This is a genomic window from Shewanella donghaensis (assembly GCF_007567505.1).
GTDB lineage: Bacteria > Pseudomonadota > Gammaproteobacteria > Enterobacterales > Shewanellaceae > Shewanella > Shewanella donghaensis.
The window spans coordinates 3,901,341-3,925,924 of record NZ_CP041783.1 but is presented as its reverse complement, the minus strand read 5'-3'; the positions used below and the strand labels follow the sequence as shown (position 1 = coordinate 3,925,924).

Below are 24,584 nucleotides of genomic sequence, written 5' to 3'. Positions count from 1 at the left end.
ATGCAGTGAGTACTGCGAGTGGCGTAATGCAAGCTACAGGCACTGATGCTAACCAAGTTTTGTGGAGTACAGACAATGCTCAAGGTAAATATGGTGAGTTAACGTTAAACCAATTAACTGGCGAATGGCATTACCAACTTGATAATAATAACCAGCAAACAAATGCATTATCGGAAGGAACTCACCAAACCGAACAATTTGTTATTTCAGCCACTGACAGCCAAGGTAATAAAGTGAGCTCTGTCATTGCTGTAGAGGTAGAAGGTAGTAACGATTTACCACAAATTTCAGGTATACATCATGCTAGTCTCAATGAGCTAGGTTCGATTGATACCGTTTCAGGCAACCTCATAGCTACCGATCCAGATAATGGCGATAGCATCACTTGGTCGGCCTCAAATGGGATAGGTCAATTTGGCCAGCTCATAATTGACCCAAAATCTGGAGAATGGCAATACGTTTTAGACAATCATTCAGCAACGACTTTAGCCCTACATCAGGGAGAAGTAGCAGTTGAAACCTTCACTGTCACAGCAACTGATAGCTCAGGCACCCCAGTATCAAAACAAGTTACCATTAGCATTAACGGTAGCAATGAAACAGCTCAAATTGGTGGAGTGTCATCGGCTAATCTAACTGAAGATAAGGATGTTCATTCAGGTCAGCTTAGAGTTGATGGGGTATTAAGTGTTACTGATGTAGATAACGGTCAAGCACAATTTTCAGCAGAATCATTACAAGGTCAATTCGGTATCCTGAGCATCAATAATTTAGGCCACTGGACCTATACCGCCGATAACTCTCAGCCGACTATTCAAGGTCTTAAAACCGGTGAATCCATTACCGATACAGTGTTAGTTCACTCCGTTGATGGCACAGAGCAGAAAATTACCGTCACCATTAACGGCACTGATGATAAAGCCCAAATAGCTGGAACCAGTAAGGCAAGCCTGACAGAAGATAAAGATGTTCATTCAAGTCAACTTAGAATAGATGGCGCACTTACCGTAACTGATGTAGATAACAATCAAGCCCAGTTCAACGCAGAAAGCCTGCAAGGTCAATTCGGTATCCTAAGCATCAATAATCTAGGTCATTGGATCTACACCGCCGATAACTCCCAGCCGAGTCTTCAAGGTCTTAAAACAGGTGAATCCGTTACTGACACAGTGCTTGTACATTCAGTTGATGGCACAGAGCAGAAAATTACCGTCACGATTAACGGCACTGATGATAAAGCCCAAATAGCTGGAACCAGCACGGCAAGCCTAACCGAAGATAAAGACGTTCATAGTGACCAGCTTCGAGTAGATGGGGCGCTGACGGTAACGGATGCGGATCATGGCCAAAGCCAATTCGCTGCTACATCACTGCAAGGCCAGTTCGGTACGCTGAGTATCAATAATTTAGGTCACTGGACCTATACCGCCGATAACTCTCAGCCGACTATTCAAGGGCTTAAAACCGGTGAATCCGTTACTGACACTGTGCTTGTACATTCAGTTGATGGCACAGAGCAAAATATTACCGTCACCATTAACGGCACCGATGATAAAGCGGTTATTGGTGGCACATCAACAGCCAGTTTAACCGAAGACAAAAATGTCCACTCTGGCCAGCTTAGAATAGATGGCGCACTCACTGTTACCGATTTAGATAACGGCCAAGCTCAGTTTTCAGCGATGTCACTACAAGGTCAGTTCGGAACTTTATCGATTAACAACTTAGGTCACTGGATCTATACCGCCGATAACTCACAGCCGAGTATTCAAGGGCTTAAAACAGGCGAATCCGTCACCGATACAGTGCTAGTTCATAGTATTGATGGCACTGAACAAAAAATTACCGTCACCATTAATGGCACTGATGACAAAGCCGTTATTACTGGCACATCAACGGCTAGCTTAACTGAAGATAAAGATGTTCATTCAGGTCAGCTTAGGGTTGATGGCACATTAAATGTTACTGATGTAGATAATAATCAAGCGCAGTTCAACACAGAAAGTCTGCAAGGTCAGCTCGGTACCCTGAGTATCAATAATTTAGGTCACTGGACCTATACCGCCGATAACTCTCAGCCGACTATTCAAGGTCTTAAAACCGGTGAATCCGTTACTGACACTGTACTTGTACATTCAGTTGATGGCACAGAGCAAAAAATTACCGTCACCATTAACGGCACCGATGATAAAACGGTTATCTCAGGCACATCAACGGCTAGCTTAACCGAGGATAAGGATGTTCATTCTGGTCAGCTTAGGGTTGATGGGGTATTAAGTGTTACTGATGTAGATAACGGCCAAGCACAATTTTCAGCAGAATCACTGCAAGGTCAATTCGGTACGCTGAGTATCAATAATTTAGGCCACTGGACCTATACCGCCGATAACTCTCAGCCGACTATTCAAGGTCTTAAAACCGGTGAATCCGTTACTGACACTGTGCTTGTACATTCAGTTGATGGCACAGAGCAAAAAATTACCGTCACCATTAACGGCACCGATGATAAAGCGGTTATTGGTAGTACTTCAACAGCCAGTTTAACCGAAGATAAAGACGTTCATAGTGGCCAGCTTCGAGTCGATGGCGCACTTACCGTAACTGATGCGGATAATGACCAAAGCCTATTCGCTGCCACATCACAGCAAGGCCAATTTGGTACCCTATCAATTAATGAACTTGGTCATTGGACCTACACCGCCGATAACTCGCAGCCAAGTATTCAAGGGCTTAAAACAGGTGAATCCGTTACTGACACTGTGCTTGTACATTCAGTTGACGGCACAGAACAAAAAATCACCGTCGCCATCAATGGTACTGATGATAAAGCGGTTATTGGCGGCACTTCCACTGCAAGCCTGATCGAAGATAAAGATGTTCATTCAAGTCAACTTAGAATAGATGGCGCACTTACCGTAACTGATGTAGATAACAATCAAGCGCTGTTCAACGCTGAAAGCCTGCAAGGCCAGTTCGGTACGCTGAGCATCAATAATTTAGGTCACTGGACCTATACCGCCGATAACTCTCAGCCGACTATTCAAGGTCTTACAACAGGTGAATCTGTTACTGACACTGTGCTTGTACATTCAGTTGACGGCACAGAACAAAAAATCACAGTCACCATCAACGGCACTGATGATAAAGCCCAAATAGCTGGAACCAGTACGGCAAGCCTGACCGAAGATAAAGATGTTCATAGTGGACAGCTTCGAGTAGATGGGGCGCTGACGGTAACAGATGCGGATCATGGCCAAAGCCAATTCGCTGCTACATCACTGCAAGGTCAGTTCGGTCTTCTGAGTATCAACAACCTTGGCCATTGGACCTATACCGCCGATAACTCTCAGCCGACTATTCAAGGTCTTAAAACAGGTGAATCAGTTACTGACACTGTGCTTGTACATTCAGTTGATGGCACAGAGCAAAAAATCACCGTCACCATCAATGGTACTGACGATAAAGCCGTTATTGGTGGCACATCAACAGCCAGTTTAACCGAAGATAAAGATGTCCACTCTGGCCAGCTTAGAATAGATGGCGCACTCACAGTCACTGATGTTGATAACGGCCAAAGCCAATTCGCCGCTACATCACTACAAGGTCAGTTCGGAACTTTATCGATTAACAACTTAGGTCACTGGATCTATACCGCCGATAACTCACAGCCAAGTATTCAAGGGCTTAGAACAGGTGAATCCGTTACTGACACTGTGCTTGTACATTCAGTTGACGGCACAGAGCAAAAAATTACTATCACCATCAATGGCACCGATGATAAAGCGGTTATCTCAGGCACATCAACGGCTAGCTTAACCGAAGATAAGGATGTTCATTCAGGTCAGCTTAGGGTTGATGGGGTATTAAGTGTTACTGATGTAGATAACGGCCAAGCACAATTTTCAGCAGAATCACTACAAGGTCAGTTCGGTCTTCTGAGCATCAATAATCTAGGTCATTGGGTCTACACTGCCGATAACTCCCTGCAAAGTATTCAAGGGCTTAAAACAGGCGAATCCGTCACCGATACGGTGTTAGTTCACACGGTTGATGGCACAGAGAAAAAAATCACAATTACCATTAACGGTACTGACGATAAAGCGGTTATTGGCGGCACTTCCACTGCAAGCCTTACAGAAGATAAAGATGTTCATAGTGGCCAGCTTAAAATAGACGGTGCACTAACTGTTACCGATTCAGATAACGGCCAAGCTCAGTTTTCAGCAGAATCCTTACAAGGTCAATTCGGCACTTTATCGATTAACAATTTAGGCCACTGGACCTACACAGCCGATAATTCCCAGCCGAGTATTCAAGGGCTTAAAACTGGCGAATCCGTCACCGATACTGTACTAGTTCACTCCGTTGATGGCACAGAGCAAAAAATTACCGTAACCATCAACGGTACTGACGATAAAGCCGTTATTGGTGGCACTTCCACTGCAAGCCTGATCGAAGATAAAGATGTTCATTCTGGCCAGCTTAGAATAGATGGAGCACTCACTGTTACCGATTTAGATAACGGCCAAGCTCAGTTTTCAGCAGAATCACTGCAAGGTCAATTCGGTACCTTGAGTATCAATAATCTAGGTCATTGGACTTACACAGCAAATAACTCACAGCCGAATATTCAAGGCCTTACAACCGGTGAATCCGTTACTGACACTGTGCTTGTACATTCAGTTGATGGCACAGAGCAAAAAATTACCGTCACCATTAATGGCACTGATGACAAAGCCGTTATTGCTGGCACATCAACGGCTAGCTTAACTGAAGATAAGGATGTTCATTCAGGTCAGCTTAGGGTTGATGGCGCATTAAATGTTACTGATGTAGATAACGGCCAAGCTCAGTTTTCAGCGACGTCATTACAAGGTCAATTTGGCAATTTATCGATTAACAATTTAGGTCACTGGACCTATACCGCCGATAATTCCCAGCCGAGTATTCAAGGTCTTAAAACCGGTGAATCCGTTACCGATACAGTGTTAGTTCACTCGGTTGATGGCACAGAGCAAAAAATCACCGTAACCATTAATGGTACTGACGACAAAGCCATTATTGGTGGCACATCAACAGCTAGTTTAACCGAAGATAAAGATGTCCATTCAGGTCAGCTTAGAATAGATGGCGCACTCACAGTCACTGATGCTGATAACGGCCAAAGCCTATTCGCTGCCACATCACAGCAAGGCCAATTTGGTACCCTATCAATTAATGAACTTGGCCATTGGACCTACACCGCCGACAATTCACAAATCGCCATTCAAGGCTTAAAAACCGGTGAATCATTAACGGATACGTTATCGATTCATAGTGTTGACGGCACAGAGCAAAACATCACGGTGACCATTAACGGCACTGACGATAAAGCACAAATTGCTGGCGTTGATACTGGCTCGATATCTGAGAATACCGCGGGCACAGACATGTCACCCGACTATTCCCAACCAGGGATAGCCACACTTGGCAATAAAACGCTATATGCCGATGGCAAACTGACAATAACCGATCCGGATGTCGGTGAATCAGGTTTTGAACGCCAAGGTAGCAATGGTTACGACTACCACGGCACCTATGGCGATCTAATCTTACTCACCGATGGCACCTGGCATTATCATGCTGATGCGGGACATAGAGCCGCTATTGGTGCAAGACCCACAACTCGCGGCACCGCAATTGACCAACTCGGCGAAGGCCAAAGCCTAACCGATACTATTACGGTTCACTCAAAAGATGGTACAACACACGACATCGTTATCACCATTCACGGCAGTAACGACAGACCCTATTGTTCATCTGAGGTGGTGCTACAAAGTGGCAGCGAAGATACACGCCAAACCCTGACAACTGCACAACTGCTTACTAATACCGTCGATGTCGATAAAAACGATGCCGGATTACTGGTTATTGAAAATCTGCATGCCGATCATGGCTCTATGTTAAATAATACCGATGGCACCTTTACCTTCACACCAGAAAAAGACTACAACGGTCAGGTTCACTTTACCTATGATGTCAAAGATGCCCACGGCGGAGTAACGCATGCAAGTGCGATTACTACGCTTACAGCAGTTCAAGACAATGCAATGATCAGTGGCGTCGACACTGGCAGTGTGACTGAAAATACTGCAGGTAAAGATATGTCGCCTGATCAGGCTCATGCTGGTATGAGTCATTTGACGGGTGCAATGTTATACGCTGATGGTAAGTTGAATATCTCTGACCCCGATACAGGGGAAAATGAATTTGATACCAATCAAGGTGGTGGTCAGGGATATGGGTATACCTACCACGGCAGCTACGGCCGACTTATATTAAACGCGGATGGTGGATGGCACTATAACGTTAATGCAGGAAACCAGCATAACGGCGCTATGTCTGGTACGGTGGGCACTGCCATTGATAAACTTGGCGAGGGTGAAGAGCTAACCGACACGATAACCATCCACAGTAAAGATGGCACTCCACACGATATCGTTATCACTATTCATGGTAGTAATGACCGTCCTTATTGCTCGTCGGAAGTACAGCTAAATGCTGGAACTGAAGATACTCGCCAAACGATTACACTAGCACAGTTACTTACCAATACTGTTGATGTTGATAACAATGATATCGGCTTGCTCACCATTGAAAATCTACACCCCGATCATGGATCTATCTTAGACAATAAAGACGGTACGTTTACCCTCACTCAAGAGAAAAATTATAACGGTCAAGTGCATTTAAGCTATGACATTAAAGATGCTCATGGTGGCATAACACATACAGGTGCAACCACCACACTTTCAGCTGTTAATGATGCGGCAATAGTCGGCGGAGATATAACAGGAAGTGCTTTTGAAGATCATAATATTTATTCTCAAAATCATATTGAAGTAACAGGCCATCTGCTTGTTACCGACCCTGACGCAGGACAACAAGGTTTCCAATATACTCGTTCCACCACCGTAAGTGATCCCTTTGGCGGATCTTTGCACATAAGTGCTTCAGGTAATTGGGTCTATGACGTAGATAACGCCAAGCTTCAGCATTTAGGGGCTAATCAGGAGGTATTGGTTACTCATCGTGTTTATACGACCGACGGCACTGCACAAGATATTATCATTAAAGTAACGGGTACCAACGATGCACCTGTTGTTTCATCTGAAGTGGTATTACAAACAGGTACTGAAGACACCGATATTATTTTCACTCAAGCTCAATTATTAGTAAATTCGAGCGATGTTGATGGTAATGATAAATTACATATTGATTCAGTCACTGCCGATCATGGTGCAATCACTAAAAATGCAGATGGATCATTTACTTTCCATCCTGATCAAGACTACAACGGCCAAGTGCATTTCACTTATGATGTAAAAGATGCTCATGGTGGAGTCACACATACTGGCGCTTCAACAACACTGGCTGCCATCAACGATAATCCTGATGTTCTACCAATAACTGATACCGTTAAAGAAGATGCTAGTAATCATCATACCGTAGATTTATTACTGGGCGCTTCAGACAAAGAGGGCGATACATTAAGTATTAACCAACTCTCTTATTCTATAGATGGTACTCATAATTCGGCACAGTTACCTCCAGGTATATCAATTGATGCAGATGGTCATACGATCATTGTTGATGCAACTAATGCTGCTTATCAACACCTAGCTAATGGTCAGTCACAAACAATCACTATTGCTTACCAAGTAATTGATGGACAAGGCGGTCACACTCAACAAACAGCTGATTTAACCATTGAAGGTACTGATGATAAAGCCACACTGGTCTCTAATGTTATTCAATTAACCGAAACGCAAACGTTAGATAGCCAACATAATGTGTACAGAGGAAATCTTCAGCTTATCGATCCGGATAGTGGCGATAATACACAATTTATCCATAGTGGTACTTATTTGGGACAAGGCTACGACCCGGGTTATTTTAATGTTTATCCAAACGGGTCCTATGACTTTAGTTTACAGTCAGCTCTTAATCGAAGCGCCAGTGATCAAGTTGCTAGTTTAAAAACTGGCGAATCGATGCAGATCCCCTATGAAGTTGAAACCAGTGACGGTCAGAAGCTGACAATCATGGTGAAAGTGATTGGCGAAGATAACCAAGCAAGAATTGAAGTTTCACCCGGATCTAGTTTCACTGAACATGCCTATGAAGATCGCACTTCAGCAAGCACACCTGATCAAATATGGAGTGGGGGAAATTTACATGTGATCGATCCCGACCATGATCAAGCAGGTTTTATTGCACAAAATATAGCGACACCAGAAGGAGGGAATTTTTACATCAATCCTCGCGGTAACTGGGCTTACACTATCGACAACGCAAAAGTTCAGCATTTGGGTCAAGGCGAATCTTACCAAAAAACATTTTCTGTTGAGTCTATCGACGGTAGCGCACATCAAAATATCACTGTAACAGTTCATGGCACCAATGATGCGCCAGTTGTTTCCGCCGAAGTTCGCATAGTTTCGGGAATTGAAGACACTAGCATGCAACTGAGCACGGTTGAGCTACTCGCCAACGCAACAGACATTGATCACAATGATGTGGGCCAATTAAGTATTGCCAATTTAGTGGCTGATCATGGAACGGTTATCGATAATAAAGACGGTACATTCACCTTCTCACCGGAAAAAGATTATAACGGTGCCGTGCAATTTAACTATGACATCAAAGACGCGCATGGTGGCATCACCCATACCCAAGCTGGACTGACGTTAACAGCCTCACAAGATGTTGCAACATTTAGCGGTGATAGCACAGGCGATGTACATGAAGGGCATAGTTTTACTGCTGCCGATGGAACAGTCACTAATAGCTCTGTGGGGGATCGCTCGCCCGATCATCAACATGGCAATATTGGCAAGCTTTGGAATGATCAAATCCATACCGACGGCCACCTTAATATCAACGATGCCGATAGCGGTGAAGCCCATGCTCAAACAGGTGTTTATCACGGAAGTTATGGTCAGGTCATATTACAAACCAATGGCGATTGGAGCTATTACGCATCAATAGGCCAGGATGCAACAGGCAGAACAATTGATAAACTAGGTCAAGGGCAAAGCTTAACCGATACTGTCACAATAACGTCAGCGGACGGCACAACTCATGACATTGTAATCACTATTCATGGTAGTAATGACCGACCTTATTGCTCGTCAGAAGTACAGTTAAATGCTGGAACTGAAGATACTCGCCAAACGATTACCCTAGCACAGTTACTTACCAATACTGTTGATGTTGATAACAATGATATCGGCTTGCTCACCATTGAAAATCTACACCCCGATCATGGCTCTATTGCGATTAATGCCGATGGCAGTTTCAGCTTTACCCCTGAAAAAGACTACAACGGTCAAGTCCATTTCACCTATGACGTGAAAGATGCTCATGGCGGCCTCACTCATACAGGTGCTACAACCACCCTTGCAGCAGTAGGTGATGCCGCAACATTCAGCCATACTGACAGCGGCGCGATTAAAGAAGATCGACACGTTGAAGGAGATGCAGACCAAAGCGTGGCAGTGTCAGGTGTACTCAATGTCACTGATCCTGATGCTAATGAAAGCGCGTTTGTCGCAAGCAGAAATGTGCAAGCCGTTAGCGATCCTTTGCATGGTCATTTAAGTATCGGCCGTGCGGGCGATTGGACCTACTCGGTACCTAATGCCAACTTAAATCATCTTGCTGAAGGTGAAACAATTCAAGTCACTTACCAAGTGCGCTCAAGAGGCGGCGATACCCATAACATTACCGTTGATGTGGTCGGTACTAACGATGCTCCTGCCATTAGTGTTCACACACTAGCTGACGGCAGTGAAGATATCAGCTATCAAATGCAAGCCAACCAGTTTGGATTCACTGATGTCGATAACAAAGATACGCTACATTCAGTTTCCATAACGGACTTACCCGACCCGCTGCAGGGTAAATTTATGCTGGATGGCCAAGCTATTAGCGCCAATCAGGTGATTGCTGCAGGCGATATAAGCAAACTACAATTTGTGCCAGCACATAACTTTAATGGTGATGTAGGCTTTTCATACACCGTTAACGACGGCCATGTAGATTCAGTTAAAGCAAGCAACACGCTGCACATTAGCCCAGTCAATGATGCAGCTACCATTGATGGACAGACGCAATCAAGCACTAGCGCTTCAATTACTGAAGATTCGGCCACCAGCGTGATATCTGGCCAGTTGACCTTGGTCGACCCCGATGCTAGCGAAGATAAATTTGCCAGTAATACTCAAATATCCGGCCAATATGGTCAGCTCACAGTCGATCAAGATGGCAGTTGGCATTATGCGCTTAATAACGCCTCGCCCCTGGTTAATATGTTGAGCGCTGGGCAGCAATTAACAGACACAATAACGGTGACTTCGCCCGATGGTACTGCTAGCCAAACCATAGCAATTACCATCAATGGCCACAGCGATACCCCAAGTTTACAGCTGCAAGAAGCTGGGGCGACGCAAGGCCTAGATCTCTTCGCTGGTATTCAAGGTAACGGTATTAGTCAGCTGCAATACTCTACCGATGGCGTCAATTTTAACAGTCAAATTCCAGCGGGATTTAGCCTTGGCGCAGACGGACATACTTTGGAGGTTGACCCTGCTAATGCAGCGTACGATCACCTTGCTAATGGGGCTCAACACAAGATTTGGGTCAACTACCAGCTGCAAGAAGGCGCAGGTAGCTCAACGCATCAATCAAGTCAGCAAGCTGAAGTGGTTATAGTCGGAACCAGTGATAAACCTTTAATCCATTCCTTTGATGCCAATTCAGCACAATTTAGTGGACCGGTAACGGGTAACTTACTGCAAGGTGCTACTGACGTGGATGACGGTGCGCAGTTAGTATTACAAGATCTACAGTTTAAAGATCCAACCACGCAGCACTATGTGACCGTTCACTCTGGGCAAGATGCCAACATCAAAGGTGTTGGTCATATCACTATAGCCAGTAATGGTGACTATACCTTTACCCCCGATCCAAGCTTTAGTGGCGATACGCCAGGGTTTATCTATCGTGTTGTTGATACCCATGGCGACTATCAAGACAATAGTCAAAATATGCTAGATATCCATATCAATGCCAACCACCAGCCAAGGGTACAAACATTCACAGCCAGCACTGCAGAAGATACTGACTTTCAATTTACTGCGGCAAGTTTTGGCTATCAAGATAGCGATAGTGATGCATTTGATCATTTGAGCATTAATCAGCTGCCCGATCCGGCCACTGGCTCATTGTGGCTAAATGGTCATGGAGTAACACAAGGGCAAGCTATCGATGCTAACGATATTGATAAGCTAATTTTCAAACCTGCGGCAAATTTTAATGGTGATGCACATTTCAGTTACGTTGCTAGCGACGGTCATCAAGACTCCGCAGCCCATACTGCGGTGCTAACCGTGACTGCAGTCAATGACCAACCGCTCCTTAGCATCAATCAAACCAGCCACACTCAAGGCCATTTAGTGGCGACTGACGTAGATACCGGTGACACGCTTAGCTTCTCAGCGCCGCAGCTAACTGGCCAGTTTGGTAGCCTGTCTATTGACCCTGACAGCGGCGCCTACACCTATACCCAAAACAACTCAGTCGCACAGATGAACTATAATCCTGCCACTGCAACCTATAGCGGTGTTGACGTATTTGAAGTACAAGTAAGCGATCACCATGGCGGCGTTGCGAGCAAATATATCAGCTTTAGTGCCGAGGCCACGGTGAGCAGCACAACAGCAGGTACCCTTGTCATCAGTAGCAGTGTTACTAACCAACCTATAGTTAGCAACACGCTGCCCACTGGGCATAGCGTTGCAACTCCACCCAGCAACCATGTCAGTATCGATCTCAGCGCCACTAGCGACTCAGGTAGTAGCAATCATGATGACTTAACTAATGACACCACACCAACCGTCACAGGTCATACTGATATTCCGTTCTCAACGGTCACAATTTATGACGGAAATACTCCGGTGGGTCATGCGCTATCTAATGCCAGTGGCGACTATAACGCGACCTTATCGAGCTTAGCTGAAGGGCTTCATAATCTGTCAGCCAAAGCCCTAGCACCATCATCAATATTACCTGCAGTATCATCAGTCGTTGATATTCAAGTTGATACTCAAGCCAGCTCAACTATCAAGCTTGACCCCATCACTAGCGATAATGTGATTAACGCACAAGAGAGTGGCGCGGATATCAGCGTGACAGGTCAAGTCAGTGGCGATACACATCAAGGTGATAGTGTCAGTCTAGTCGTCGAGCAACATAGCTATAGTGCAACCGTTGATGCCAGTGGCCACTTTAGCGTCAACATCGCAGGCATTGAATTAGCATCGAGTTCATCAATAACAGCTAGTGTTGTAACTACTGACAGCGCAGGTAATCCAGCTAACGCCAGCCAAGTCATGCACTATAGCAGCGACACACAAGTCGGTATGCCAACCATTACCTTCGAAAGCCCAGGCAATGACAACGCATACAGTAAAGCCGAAATCGCTCAAGGTCATGCAGGTACGATTACCGCGACAATTCATGCAGCAACTGACGCACAAGTCGGGGAGCATCTTAATATTAACGGCGTTGACCATGTACTGGACGCCAACAGTTTAGCCCACGGTATCGCCCTTGAAGTGGCGCCCAGCAGCATAGTCAAAGCCATCATGACGGATGAGCACGGTAACGTTAATTCAGCACTCAATATCGCCGCTGGAGCAAAACCTGAACCTATCGTGGTGACTGCCCCACCAGGCAGCCATCATATCGGTGCATCTTTGGGTGCACCTACGTTACTGCCAACACAAACACCAGTTCCTGTTGCCGAGCAAGGTTGGAAAATATTGGTTAATGGCCATTATCAAACCTCCTTTACCAGCCAATGGGGTACTTTATCGATAAACCCCAAAACAGGTCAGTTAAACTACCAAGAACATGCCGACACCCATACTGGTCCCCATGGCTCAGCCACCAATGTTGGCGTGCACGAGGATAAGTTTGAGGTTGCGCTGCAGGGATCACATCATGATGATGTCATCATGCATGTTCAAGTGAGCATATTAAGCCGTGGACCAGGCCATAGTGGTAAGCTGACATTAGGTTCTGAAGTGCTCGATATGACGGTGACTCCAACCTTTAGTCACCCTGTATCGCCCCAACCTTCAGCAGCTGATGCCCATGATGAGCCTCAGAGTGAAGCCATTACTGAGGTCAGCATAAACTTAAACGATATCGTTGTTGATGGTGCAGATGCTAATACTGAGCAAGATAAAAATACTGAGCTAAATGCTATTAAGCAGGATAGCGCTGAGCAGAATGATACTAAACAAGATAATACCGAGCAGGAGCCCTCAAATGATGGCTCTGCTCATACTGAATCAGAGCCAATACCAATATCACAACCTGCTGCAGCAATGAGCGCAACAGCAAGTGCGCCAATCGATCACTACTTACAAATGGTAGGTTTAAGTCACACCGATGTTGCCCCTGCCACTGATTTACCATCCATTGCAGGTTTGCCTGATATGCACGCGTTAAGTAGCAGCGATCCACAAACAGATATGCTTGATACCAGCCAAGTCGATGCCTTTGAAAACCCATTAGATGATGATAAAAATGATCATCAGCAACTGGAAGAACACAATCCAAATGACGATTCGATAGCACAACATGATGCTAATCAAGCTAATGATGATGACTTACTTCATCAAGCATTAAACGATATGCATAATCAGTTTTAGCGACTGATACAACCGTCCGAGTTGACACTCTCAGGTAAACACGGCACTTAAACTCAACAATAATGTTGAGTTTAAGTGCGTTGGAGATGAGCTAAATAACTGCGAAGATTATTGAATAAAATTAAAGCACTTTACTATAGCTTATCACCCCATAACCATGCCAATCGTCCACATCAGACTGATATTCTTTGCTATAAAAATCAAAACTCCAACTCACAGACCATGTGGGAAACGCCCATATCACCCCTAAACTTGCTTGCGCTTGTTCATGCTTGATTTCAAGCGCTGACTCATAAGGTAAATCACCATCAATGGTTAAATCATTAAACCGATATCCAGCCTGTACCCTTGCATAAGCCGTCCAGCTTCCATCAGAGTTAGCGGAATGAGTATAATTTCCTAAGTGACCAGCCTGACTTGAAAGTTGGCCAAAGGTTTGGTCTAAGTCATCCCCCCAACGCAAGGTGAGACCGACACTCGATTGAGAACGAAAATTCCCCGCCATCGAATGATTAAATGCGCTTAAATCCCACTGACTATTTTCAAATGCTTGCTGACGAGTGAGTAAAGCTTCGACTTCGTAAGCAAGTTGAAATGTCAGCTGATTCTCTATTTGGTAATCCCAGCCACCCGGTTTAGTCGATGAAGTGATTTTATGCACCACTGATTGCAGCATTTCAGCACCAGATGCAGGCCCCATAACACCAACAGACAACCAATTTTTTTGTGCCAGTGATGGGCTAAACACACCGGTATAACTTTCTAACTCCAATAGACCTGCATAAGGTCTTTCTTGTGCTTGCGGATAGTCATAGGCGATTTCGGTAGGAGTCCACATTCGGCTATATAACTGAGCACCACGATGTGTTTGCTGTGTTTGTTGAGGGAATAAAAGTGCAGACTGCCATTGAAAGACCGATGCAGCCGCTGAAAAATTTTGTTCTGGCTTTGCATGCCAACCAATGACAAAACCATTGGAGTAATCACCATCTGCGCCGGTAACGATATCATTATCAAAGCTAAAATAAAGTTGATCGGCATTGACAATATTGGGCATGAACATCGTGGATGCCATTAATAGCAACGATACTGCAGTTATGTCTTTGTTACCCAAAATAGCCCCTTAATCAACCAGAAAACGTTCAATGGGAATTCAATTAACCCAAGTTCAGTCTAGCGTTTCAAGTAAGTCACTCAATCTATTTTTATCAAATAATCAAAATGGGTAAAGCTTTAAGCATTGCAATGACAGTTCGATAACACCACGGTGATTGTTAGCGCATTTTATTTGCAAGAAAAACATGACCGCAGTATAAATATCTAAATGTAACTCAACCTAATGGTTGACGATTATCAGGTTGAGTAATTGTTGATTAAGCAATCTTTTATCGAGTACATTGCTGAATTAACCCATAATCAACCAATAATTGACCTGTAATCCGCCTTCTTTTACGAAGCGACTAACGAACTATAGTGCTCAAAAAAGTCATCTGCATCCAGCGGTTTTGAGAAGAAATAGCCTTGGATTAAATCAACGCCTTGGGTTTTTAAATACGTTAACTGCTGCTCTGTTTCCACTCCTTCAGCAATCACACTTAAACCGGACTTTTTCGCAAAAGAAATAATGGCATCGAGGGTTTTTTCATTGAAGTTATCTTTAACGCCAATAGTATCAATAAAGGCTTTATCAATTTTTAATGTGCTAATACCTAACTTTTGCACATAGCTGAAACCGCCATAGCCCATTCCGGCATCATCCAACTTTAAATCCACGTCTATCGCATAAAAATAATCAAGCATCTGACGTGCTTTAACTAAATCCGTAATAGGTTGGCGCTCAGTTATCTCTAATGAAATCCGGTGTTGGCCTAACTTTCCAGATGCGATTAATGCCTTGATATAGACATACAGCTTATCATCATGCAAATGTGCTGGAACGATGTTAATACTAAAGAATAGTGGCTTAACTTGATGACCCATTTTATGTATATCTTCCGCCATAACATCAAGCATAGAGTATGTCATATCAACAATAAGACCGGCGGATTCTGCGAATGGGATAAACTGATTAGGGGGAATTAAATCACCGTTAGCTTGGCGCCAACGCATTAAGACTTCAACACCAACCAGTTCGTTAGTATTCCCATTGATAACAGGCTGAAAAAATGGAATAAACTCATTATGCTTTATCGCATTTCTTATGTGTGAACGCGTTGAACCATAAGCATTTCTCCAGTACCAATAGGCCACAGCAACACCTAAAGCCAACCAGAAACTAATAAAGCCACTCACCCACCAATTTAAAGATTGATATTGAGCAAGATATTCCTCATTACCAGATAAAGTAAAGGTGGCGATATAATACTCATTTTTATGGGTGATTTTTTCAGTAACAACATGTGCACCTTCAAATTCATCAAAGCCAAACTCCAGAACTGGCACAGCGGCAAGGTTGTCATTAAGGCCATCAATGGTAATGGTATATTCTAAACAATCCTCGCAATATACGTGGACAAAATATCGTGGATTCATCGGTACGATACTGGCCACATATTTTAATTGACCGGAATTATGCGATAAAAATAATTCATGTAGATCTGAATCGTCTTTATCCATGACGGCCATATTTAAATTCTCGCCAATTTTATGCTTAGCGAGAGAGTCGTAATCCCTGACAATATCTTCAGAAGAACACAGCACATTGAGGTTATCCATCACCGCTGTCCAGCGGATAAACGTTGATTGAAAAATAGTTTTTCTCAATAATGCCCTGGTTTCTGACGTGCATTCAAATTGATCATCAAGTGCTGGCAGTGCTCTTAAATCTTCAGCTGAATCCCTAATGTACATAATCAGCTTTTCGGATAATATTGAGGCGTCTCTATTAATGAGCTCATCAGCAATAATGTTATCAATTGCTTTGCTGCCAAAAATAAAGACCACAAAAAAGATGGCGAATACAGCAACACATTTAATTCTTTCCATGATTTAGTAAATTCCATTTTATCTAGTATCTATATTGATGAATTTTAAAACTCAGCTTACTAGGCATTATTGATGAGAATCATTTTCTACAATATCAAACTCAGCGTCATAGCCCTGGCAACTCACCATTCTCTCTATATTGCTTAGGGGATCAGTAAAGGTCAATCTCTTAGCAATTAACCGCAGGGGTTTACTAAAGTCATCTGCACTTTTAGGAGCTAAGTTGGGGTAATTAGCATCATTTTCTAGTGGCATACCTAATGACATCATATGTACTCTCAATTGATGCATTTTGCCCGTTATCGGGCTCAGTTCAAACAAACCTCTAGATCCCTTAATCGCAATCAGGCTAATTTCAGAATGGGTATTCGCCTCACCTTCTATCACCTTCATTAAAAAGCTCGGAGTGGATCTCACCATGCGGTTTTTAACTGTCCAGTGTATTGGTAGTTTCAATTCACCGGCCTGATCCTGCGCCATTAATTCAGGCGTAATTTCAGCAATTGCCTGATATTGCTTGTTAATCTTCCCGTCACTGAAAAGGCTATGATATGCGTGTCTTGTCTCAGGATTAACCGTCATTAGCATGACGCCAGCAGTTGGCCTATCAAGTCGGTGTGCGGGTGAAATAGTATCAATACCCGTGGCGATTCTCAGTCGATGGATAAGGCATTCATTGACAAAATTACCGCTGGGGGTGACGGGTAAAAAGTGCGGTTTAAACACCAATATGCAATGTTCATCTTGGTGCAATATTTTTTGTAAGAAAGGGATCTTAGTTTCAGCTTCAACCTCTCGATAGTAATATACCCTTGTCGCTGGACGATACGCAGTATCTTGAGTAATTAAACTGCCATCAGCCCAATGCACTTTGCCTGCTTCAATTCGCTTTAACCATACTTGTTGAGGGATTCGAGAAAAGTGTGACACTAAAAACTCAACGACGGTTTTCGGCATTGATATATTAGCTTTAGATGCTGCTATGTCGCTATTGTTAGATTGCTTGGTTTTTGATGGATGAGCAACTTGTGGCAGAACAACATAAGAAGGTTGAGCGGCTCTGGCAGAGGTATCTGACGACATAGGTTAATTAATAAGTAGCTTAAATATTATCGGTTAGTATAACTGACAATATGCAGATAAATGAACTTAAGCAGGCACTTAAACTGCCGAATTAAGGTAAATGCCGTAAGTGCACAACGACAACATAAGAAAGCACACACAAATCAGCCATCCACATGAGATTTAAGCAGTTGCAGTACAAAGTCCATTGTCTTGTGGCAATTGGGTTGATCCACTAACAGTAACTTATCCCGATTATACATAGGTAAAACCTCTAGCCAACGCTGGCTCACCCATGCAGCATCTTCTAAATGCACTTGGTTATACAAGTCTAACAGGTCGGGATTCACTTCATAAAACTGCTCTAAAGCTGCGCTGATGATTTCAAACTCTTCAGCAATTGGCTCATGTTGCCAATTTTGACAAGGCAAGGTCCGCGCAATCCAACTTTGATCTTTCAACTGCGCCGCTGACAGAATTTTAACCCGTTGTCGTCCTTCCAGCACAATACTAAGTGAGTCATCGCTTAGCTGATGAAAGTCGATAATTTCACACTCTGTGGCGATATCATAACAAGGAGGATAACTGTTACTTTTTGTGGCTGCTAACGCCAATCGATAGTGGCCTTTTAGCACACTAGCAACCATAGCAAGCTGATGAGGAGAAACCATCCTCATTTCTTGCCGACCACCAGGAAGTATTACCGCTTCTTGGATAAATAGCGTCATTTCTATCGTTTGCATAGCAACCTCCATTACAACGATGCTAGCAGCCACGATTAACCACTGTGGCAACTAGAGCAAAGCTTGCAGCGTTATCGGCACCTGCCATCAAGGGGCAATAAAAATCAACAAGTTGTCATATTTAAAAGATAATTAAGTCTAGCAGCCAACGCTATATTTGCGAGAATAGCGCAGATTTTCAGCCTTTTTGATTAGCTTAATGAGCAACTGAGACAAGCTCACAGCTCACAACCAATAATTAACCAACAACAAAGCGAGTTATTTACCAGACGGTTTATTAAGCAAGGCTACTTGTAAAACACGGTTAATTATTAGACAGGGGTATTTACGAAATAGTTTCAATAAATGATCAAACTAGGCCATAAGCTTGCACAATACACGGATAAAACGTCTCAAATCCCGCTTAAATAGCCTAATACAGTTCAATGCAGCTAAAAGTAACTTAGAGTCGCTCGATATGATCCATCATTGATTGGTTGGCAACAATATCAGCAAACTCAATAGCCAGTTGCTCACTGCGCTTAACCGACTCACGCCAATAAGCAATTCGCGCATCAGTATCAAGATGCTTAAAATCTTCTCTATCGGGGATTTTTTGATATGGCAAAGAAGCGATAAACTCAGCTGTGGGAGCAAGAATAAGTGCATTGTGATAATGCTTTTTAGCGCGGCGCCACTTTAGTGATTTATCGAACCAACCAGGGCTCATATAAGGGTAAAAATGAGGATATAAACTTAAGCCCTCTTCCTCGTGTAACGGCATATCAAAATGATAGTCCGTAATACCACCATCATAATAATGACCATCACTCACACCATTAATTTGAGTGACTGGCGCTAATAATAATGGGATAGATCCTGTCGCGAGCAATACTTGATTGATATTGCTGCGAGTCAGTTGCGCATGCTCTGTCGGCAGATCGGATAATTGTGAAAAAGGGGATTTAACTTGCTGATGACTAAACACCAATCGCTCAAAGTGCCAACCTAAACTTCGACGACTTATTGCATTCGATAATGCTGTGGCGGCAAGTCCTACAGCCAACTTACCTTTAGACCGACCGGCATTTAAATGCTTAGCCTTACACACCACAAAATGGCTTTGTATAATACGATTATTGACGATTTCCATCGCACCATCGGCGCCTAAAATACCGCTAATGACACGCTCAACTTGTTCGGTAACTTCTTGACGAGACGGCACGGTCTCGTAACGTTGTTCAATGTAGTTATCTTCAAAACGATGATAGGAATTTAAGGGATTATTCTGTGCTAAACAGCTTAAACGCCAGGCTCCAGATGAAGCGCCCATGGTATAAAGCGGCGATTGCCTTTCGTTAAAAAACTCACTAAATAAGTATTTATCAAGTCCTGCAACGCCAATCCATTTGGGGCCACCAGATGCTGCAAACAATTGACTAAACATCGATTGTTGTAAGCCATTTTGCTCAATTTGTTTAAATGCGGTTTTACCTGCCAGTAGTCGTAATGCTGCCACTATATGTCCTATTGAGTTATGTATATCATCCTTGCCAATCAACAACTCATCATAACTAACTGGGGGATGCTTTGTCTAAGTGCGTTTGTTTATCAGCTATAGCTGTGTGTTTATAAACGCTTGAAGTGGATGTTCGAGATGGTGCGCTAGGAATTATTAAGCGATAATAACCCTACTACTTTCACGCAGAGACTCATCATGATTGTCGATACCCTATCAAATCATCAGCTTTATCATCCTTTAAGCCCTAGATTATCAACAGCACTCGCTCATTTAGCTGCGACTGATTTCAGCCAGTATGAAGTCGGCAGTTACCCGCTTGAAGGCAAAGATATTTTTGTTATCGTCAATGATTACCAAACTAAACCTAAACACACGGAACCTTTTGAAGTGCATCAACGTTATATTGATGTGCAGTATGTGGTGAGTGGCGAAGAAGAGTTTGGCTATGTACCTCTTGCAGATCAAACCCCGTTAGCGCCTTATCATACCGAGCATGATTTTACTGAATTTGATTATGAATCTAACAAAGACCAGGCGGCATTTATTCCGTTAAAAGCAGGTATGTTTGCGATATTTTTCCCTGATGACATGCATATGCCCGGTACCAGTGACACGCCCCAAGATGTCAGAAAAGTAGTCATTAAAGTCAAAATATAATTTTTAATAACAATAAAACCTTCCACATTATAAAAAAGGAATAAGCCTAATCGTTTTATTCCTTTTTTGATTTAAGAGTTCAATATCAAAAGACTCCTGCTGTGTCATCTGACTCTCGAAACATAAACTGCCAAAATTAAATCCCAAATACCCCACAAAAAATCAGATTAACCACGCAAGTGCTGCTGCCATTTAAAACTATATCGATAAATTACAGAGCATTCCTTAACCGCTAAAACATGGTCTTTCTGACCAATGACAATTCCAGCAAGCTATTTTTTAGGCGTTATTTTGAGAATTAGCTGTTTCGTAAAAAGTAAAAATGTGATCTTGATCGATATTTTTAACCTGCTAATATAACCGCAAGAAATTAGTTATAACTAAAAGCTATATACAAACTAATCAATTTGCGAGTCACTATCTTATGAAAAGCTCAACGGAATTAAGCCAGATTTATTTAGATGCCAATGCCACCACACCGGTATTACCCCAAGCCGCCCAAGCGTCATTAGCCACTATGGAAACCTTATTCGGCAATCCCAGTAGTAGTCATATCACCGGGCTTAAAGCAAAAAATCTGATGGAACAGACTCGCATAAAAGCCAAACAAGTTATTGGTGCAGAATCAGGAACGGTTATCTTTACTAGTGGTGCAACTGAAGGGATCCAAACAGCGATCATTTCAGCTTTAGTTGCCGCTAAAAAGATGATGAAGCACGATCAAACATACAGCCTACTTTACGGTGCAACTGAACATAAAGCGGTACCTGAATCGCTAAAGCACTGGAATAGTATTTTAGAAATCAACGCTGACATCAAAGCGATTCCAGTGGATCATCTCGGTAATCTTGATCACGAGTTTATTGCACAAGAAGCGCCAAATGCTTTAATGATTTGCACCATGGCTGTGAATAATGAAACCGGGGTATATCAAAACCTTGCGCAACTGGATAAGGTTATTCGCCAGGCAAACCCGAGCATATATTGGTTAGTAGATTGTGTTCAGGCTCTGGGTAAAACAGCGCTTAACCTATCAAAAACCAGCATTGATTACGCCCCTTTTAGCGGTCATAAATTGTATGCGCCTAAAGGCATTGGTTTTGTTTATATTCGCGAGAACGCCCCGTTTACTCCGATTATTGCTGGTGGGGGCCAAGAAGGCGGCTTGCGATCTGGCACTGAAAACTTACCCGGTATGGCAGCGATTAATGTCATTTTTGATATGCTGTTAAACACCCATGACAATCAAGCAGATCCTAAGCAATTAACTCAGTTTGCAGATGTTGATACCCTAAGGCGTTACCAGCAGCAATTTGTTGATACCCTTGAACACGCTTTTCCTGCGGTGGTGTTCAACCATAGTTTTACTAATAGTGTGCCAACAACCCTTAATTTTGCTATTGAAGGTTTTAGCAGCAAAGAGATCATGGACTTGTTTGATGCTGCCAATATTCGCGTAAGTTCAGGTTCCGCTTGCTCATCAAAAGTCACCCGTAGCTTTGTATTAGATGCGATGGGATTGCCTCAATGGCAAAGTGAAGCGGCTATTAGAATGTCATTTGGGCCAGCAATGACCCAAGAGCAAGTCGATGAAGCCTGCACTCGAATTCAATCAGCGGCTAAAGCGCTGACTCACAGTTGTATGATTTTAGACACTGGTGAAATTAGTGAGAAGCAGCCATTGAATGGTTTGGTTCAATTACGCTCAGGCCCGAGCTGTACTTGGATTTATGCTGACCAGCAAAGTAAACAAGCCATCATTATCGACCCATTGCCAGAACTTAATGAACGTTTAGATACCCTACTACAATGCCAACAGCTAGAGTTGGTCGCTGTTATCGATACCCATGGTCATGCAGACCATGATTCAAGCAGACAATTCCTTGCAGATAGACATTTACCGATGCAGTTAACTGACCATTTAGGTTGGCCACAAACGGTAAACACTCACTCAGAAGCCAATGAGACTTTTGAATACATCAAGATCGGCAATCAATCGCTAGTGAAAGTAGCAACGCCTGGGCATACCGCTGATAGTATCAGCTTGTTGTTATGTGCCGATGCACTGCAATCGAAACCATTAAGCCAGCAATGCCAATTTGCCTTTTGTGGTGACACCATTTTAATGGGCAGTTTAGGTAGAACCAACTTTGACAGCAGTAGCGCCAAAGCCATGTTCAATAGTCTTAAACAGCTTCATACACTAATTGGTAATCACACTTTAATTTGTGCCAGCCACGACTATAATAATGAGTTCACGACCTCATTAATGGCAGAGTGTTGCCGTAATACGTTATTGGCGAATACCTTAAATGGTGAACTGTCTCTAGCGCAATTTGAAGCTCAAAAAGCCCTGCTTGATAGCCAATTATGTGATGAGTCAGGTACTGAAATCCTTTGTGGTGCATTACCCGCTAATGCCTCGTCTGCACACTGTATTACTGAATACAATGCTGACAGTCTCAATACCGCATTATCTCAGCACCAGGTTACCTTGATTGATATCCGTGAGCCCCACGAATATGCACTGCAACATACCACCAGCTCCAGTGAAAATGTGCCATTGACGCGTTTAGTGCAGTTTATTCAGCAACATCAACATGAAAAACATAAGCCATGGGTATTGGTTTGTCGCAGTGGTAGCCGCTCGATGGTAGCCGCTCAAGCTATGCAGCGCTTAGGTTTTGACAATATTGCCCACCTTAAAGGGGGTTATGCGCTCAGTTAGTAAAAGTGAGCGAGTCAACACAAGCTCGCAAACATGAAGATAACTTGATTTGAATTGCCTCAGACTACTCTCTGGGGCTTTTTTATTGGTAAAGATTGGTCAGGCGGTTATTTCTTGTTAAAATCGCTGCAAATTTATAGGAGCGTAACAAATGGCAATGTATGTAGTGGGTCATAAGATCCCTGATTCAGATTCAATCTGCGGTGCGATCGCACTTGCTTACCTAAAAAACCAAATTGAAGAGCCTGCAATTGCAGCACGTTTAGGTGAGTTATCACCAGAAACAGCCTATATCCTTGATAGATTTGGTTTTGATGCACCAGAGTTCAAAACAAGCTACGCTGGTGAAGAAGTGTATATCGTTGATCACTCTGAATTAACCCAGGCACCAGATGACATTGCCCTGGCAACAATTGTCGGTATTGTTGATCACCATAAATTGGGTGACTTAACCACTTCAACACCGCTTGAGTGTTGGATCCGTCCAGTTGGCTGTAGTAATACCGTGATCAAAATGATGTACGATTTTTACCAGGTAAAAATCCCAGCTGATATTGCTGGCATCATGATGTGCGCTATTTTAAGCGACACTGTGATCTTCAAATCTCCAACCTGTACCACTGCCGATATTCGTTGTGTTGAAGCATTAGCAGAAATTGCTGGCATTGAAGACTTCAAAGAAGTGGGCATGGAAATGTTCAAAGTAAAATCTGCAGTTGAAGGGACGCCAGCCCGTGACCTCGTCATGCGCGATTTTAAAGACTTCAACATGAACGGTAACTTAGTGGGTATTGGCCAACTAGAAGTTATCGACCTAGCGGTATTTGACGATATCAAAGCGGATTTAGAAGCTGATATTGCTGCACTTAAAGTTGAAGGTAATCGTCACAGTGTACTATTACTGCTAACTGATATCATGAAAGAAGGTTCAGAAATGCTAGTGGTTTCTGACAATGCTAATTTAACTGAACAAGCCTACGGTAAAGCAACCGTTGAAGGCCGTGTATGGTTAGATGGTGTATTGAGCCGTAAGAAGCAAGTGGTACCATCACTTCAGGATGTATTCGCTAAGGCATAATTGGTGCTTGAGTTACGCTAGCACTAAAAAAGCTGAATCATTTGATTCAGCTTTTTTGTTTTTAAAT

At 43.2% G+C, this 24,584-nt stretch carries 9 protein-coding genes; 4 read left to right on the top strand and 5 right to left on the bottom strand.

The window, feature by feature from the left end; all coding sequences use genetic code 11:
• Positions 1-26: 26 nt before the first annotated feature.
• A complete protein-coding gene (locus FPK91_RS16790; RefSeq protein WP_227006774.1) occupies positions 27-13,763 on the top strand; it encodes a VCBS domain-containing protein in 13,737 nt (4,578 codons plus the stop codon).
• A 121-nt stretch (positions 13,764-13,884) separates the two neighbouring features.
• Here the strand turns inward: FPK91_RS16790 and FPK91_RS16785 are convergent, their stop codons facing one another.
• From FPK91_RS16785 to FPK91_RS16765, 5 genes are all read right to left on the bottom strand, one after another.
• Positions 13,885-14,877, bottom strand: a complete 993-nt coding sequence (locus FPK91_RS16785; protein WP_227006601.1) for a lipid A deacylase LpxR family protein — start codon at positions 14,875-14,877, stop codon at positions 13,885-13,887.
• A 335-nt stretch (positions 14,878-15,212) separates the two neighbouring features.
• Entirely contained in the window at positions 15,213-16,748 is a 1,536-nt protein-coding gene (locus tag FPK91_RS16780) for an EAL domain-containing protein (protein ID WP_144212588.1), read from the bottom strand.
• Positions 16,749-16,814: 66 nt separating this feature from the next.
• Positions 16,815-17,831, bottom strand: coding sequence for a pseudouridine synthase (locus tag FPK91_RS16775; RefSeq protein WP_144212586.1), 1,017 nt, complete (start codon positions 17,829-17,831; stop codon positions 16,815-16,817).
• A gap of 143 nt (positions 17,832-17,974) precedes the next feature.
• Positions 17,975-18,553, bottom strand: a complete 579-nt coding sequence (locus FPK91_RS16770) for an LON peptidase substrate-binding domain-containing protein (RefSeq protein ID WP_144212584.1) — start codon at positions 18,551-18,553, stop codon at positions 17,975-17,977.
• A gap of 442 nt (positions 18,554-18,995) precedes the next feature.
• Positions 18,996-20,051 carry a patatin-like phospholipase domain-containing protein gene (locus FPK91_RS16765; protein ID WP_144212582.1) on the bottom strand — a complete coding sequence of 352 codons (1,056 nt, stop codon included), beginning with the start codon at positions 20,049-20,051 and terminating at the stop codon, positions 18,996-18,998.
• 198 nt (positions 20,052-20,249) lie between these two features.
• Between FPK91_RS16765 and FPK91_RS16760 the strand changes: the two genes are divergently transcribed.
• The 3 genes from FPK91_RS16760 (at position 20,250) to FPK91_RS16750 (ending at position 24,517) form a co-directional block, all read left to right on the top strand.
• Positions 20,250-20,711: a YhcH/YjgK/YiaL family protein gene (locus tag FPK91_RS16760; protein WP_144212580.1), complete on the top strand. Its 462-nt coding sequence runs from the start codon at positions 20,250-20,252 to the stop codon at positions 20,709-20,711.
• Between the two features lie 424 nt (positions 20,712-21,135).
• Positions 21,136-23,439, top strand: coding sequence for an aminotransferase class V-fold PLP-dependent enzyme (locus FPK91_RS16755; protein WP_144212578.1), 2,304 nt, complete (start codon positions 21,136-21,138; stop codon positions 23,437-23,439).
• A 151-nt stretch (positions 23,440-23,590) separates the two neighbouring features.
• The gene (locus tag FPK91_RS16750) at positions 23,591-24,517 is read left to right on the top strand and encodes a manganese-dependent inorganic pyrophosphatase (protein ID WP_144212576.1); all 927 of its coding nucleotides are present in this window, start codon (positions 23,591-23,593) and stop codon (positions 24,515-24,517) included.
• The last annotated feature ends 67 nt before the right edge of the window (positions 24,518-24,584 follow it).

Coding starts and splice junctions, on each gene's coding strand:
- FPK91_RS16770 (WP_144212584.1), bottom strand. CDS start 18,553: ATGCAAACGATAGAAATGACGCTATTTATCCAAGAAGCGGTAATACTT.
- FPK91_RS16755 (WP_144212578.1), top strand. CDS start 21,136: ATGAAAAGCTCAACGGAATTAAGCCAGATTTATTTAGATGCCAATGCC.
- FPK91_RS16760 (WP_144212580.1), top strand. CDS start 20,250: ATGATTGTCGATACCCTATCAAATCATCAGCTTTATCATCCTTTAAGC.
- FPK91_RS16750 (WP_144212576.1), top strand. CDS start 23,591: ATGGCAATGTATGTAGTGGGTCATAAGATCCCTGATTCAGATTCAATC.
- FPK91_RS16775 (WP_144212586.1), bottom strand. CDS start 17,831: ATGTCGTCAGATACCTCTGCCAGAGCCGCTCAACCTTCTTATGTTGTT.
- FPK91_RS16780 (WP_144212588.1), bottom strand. CDS start 16,748: ATGGAAAGAATTAAATGTGTTGCTGTATTCGCCATCTTTTTTGTGGTC.
- FPK91_RS16790 (WP_227006774.1), top strand. CDS start 27: ATGCAAGCTACAGGCACTGATGCTAACCAAGTTTTGTGGAGTACAGAC.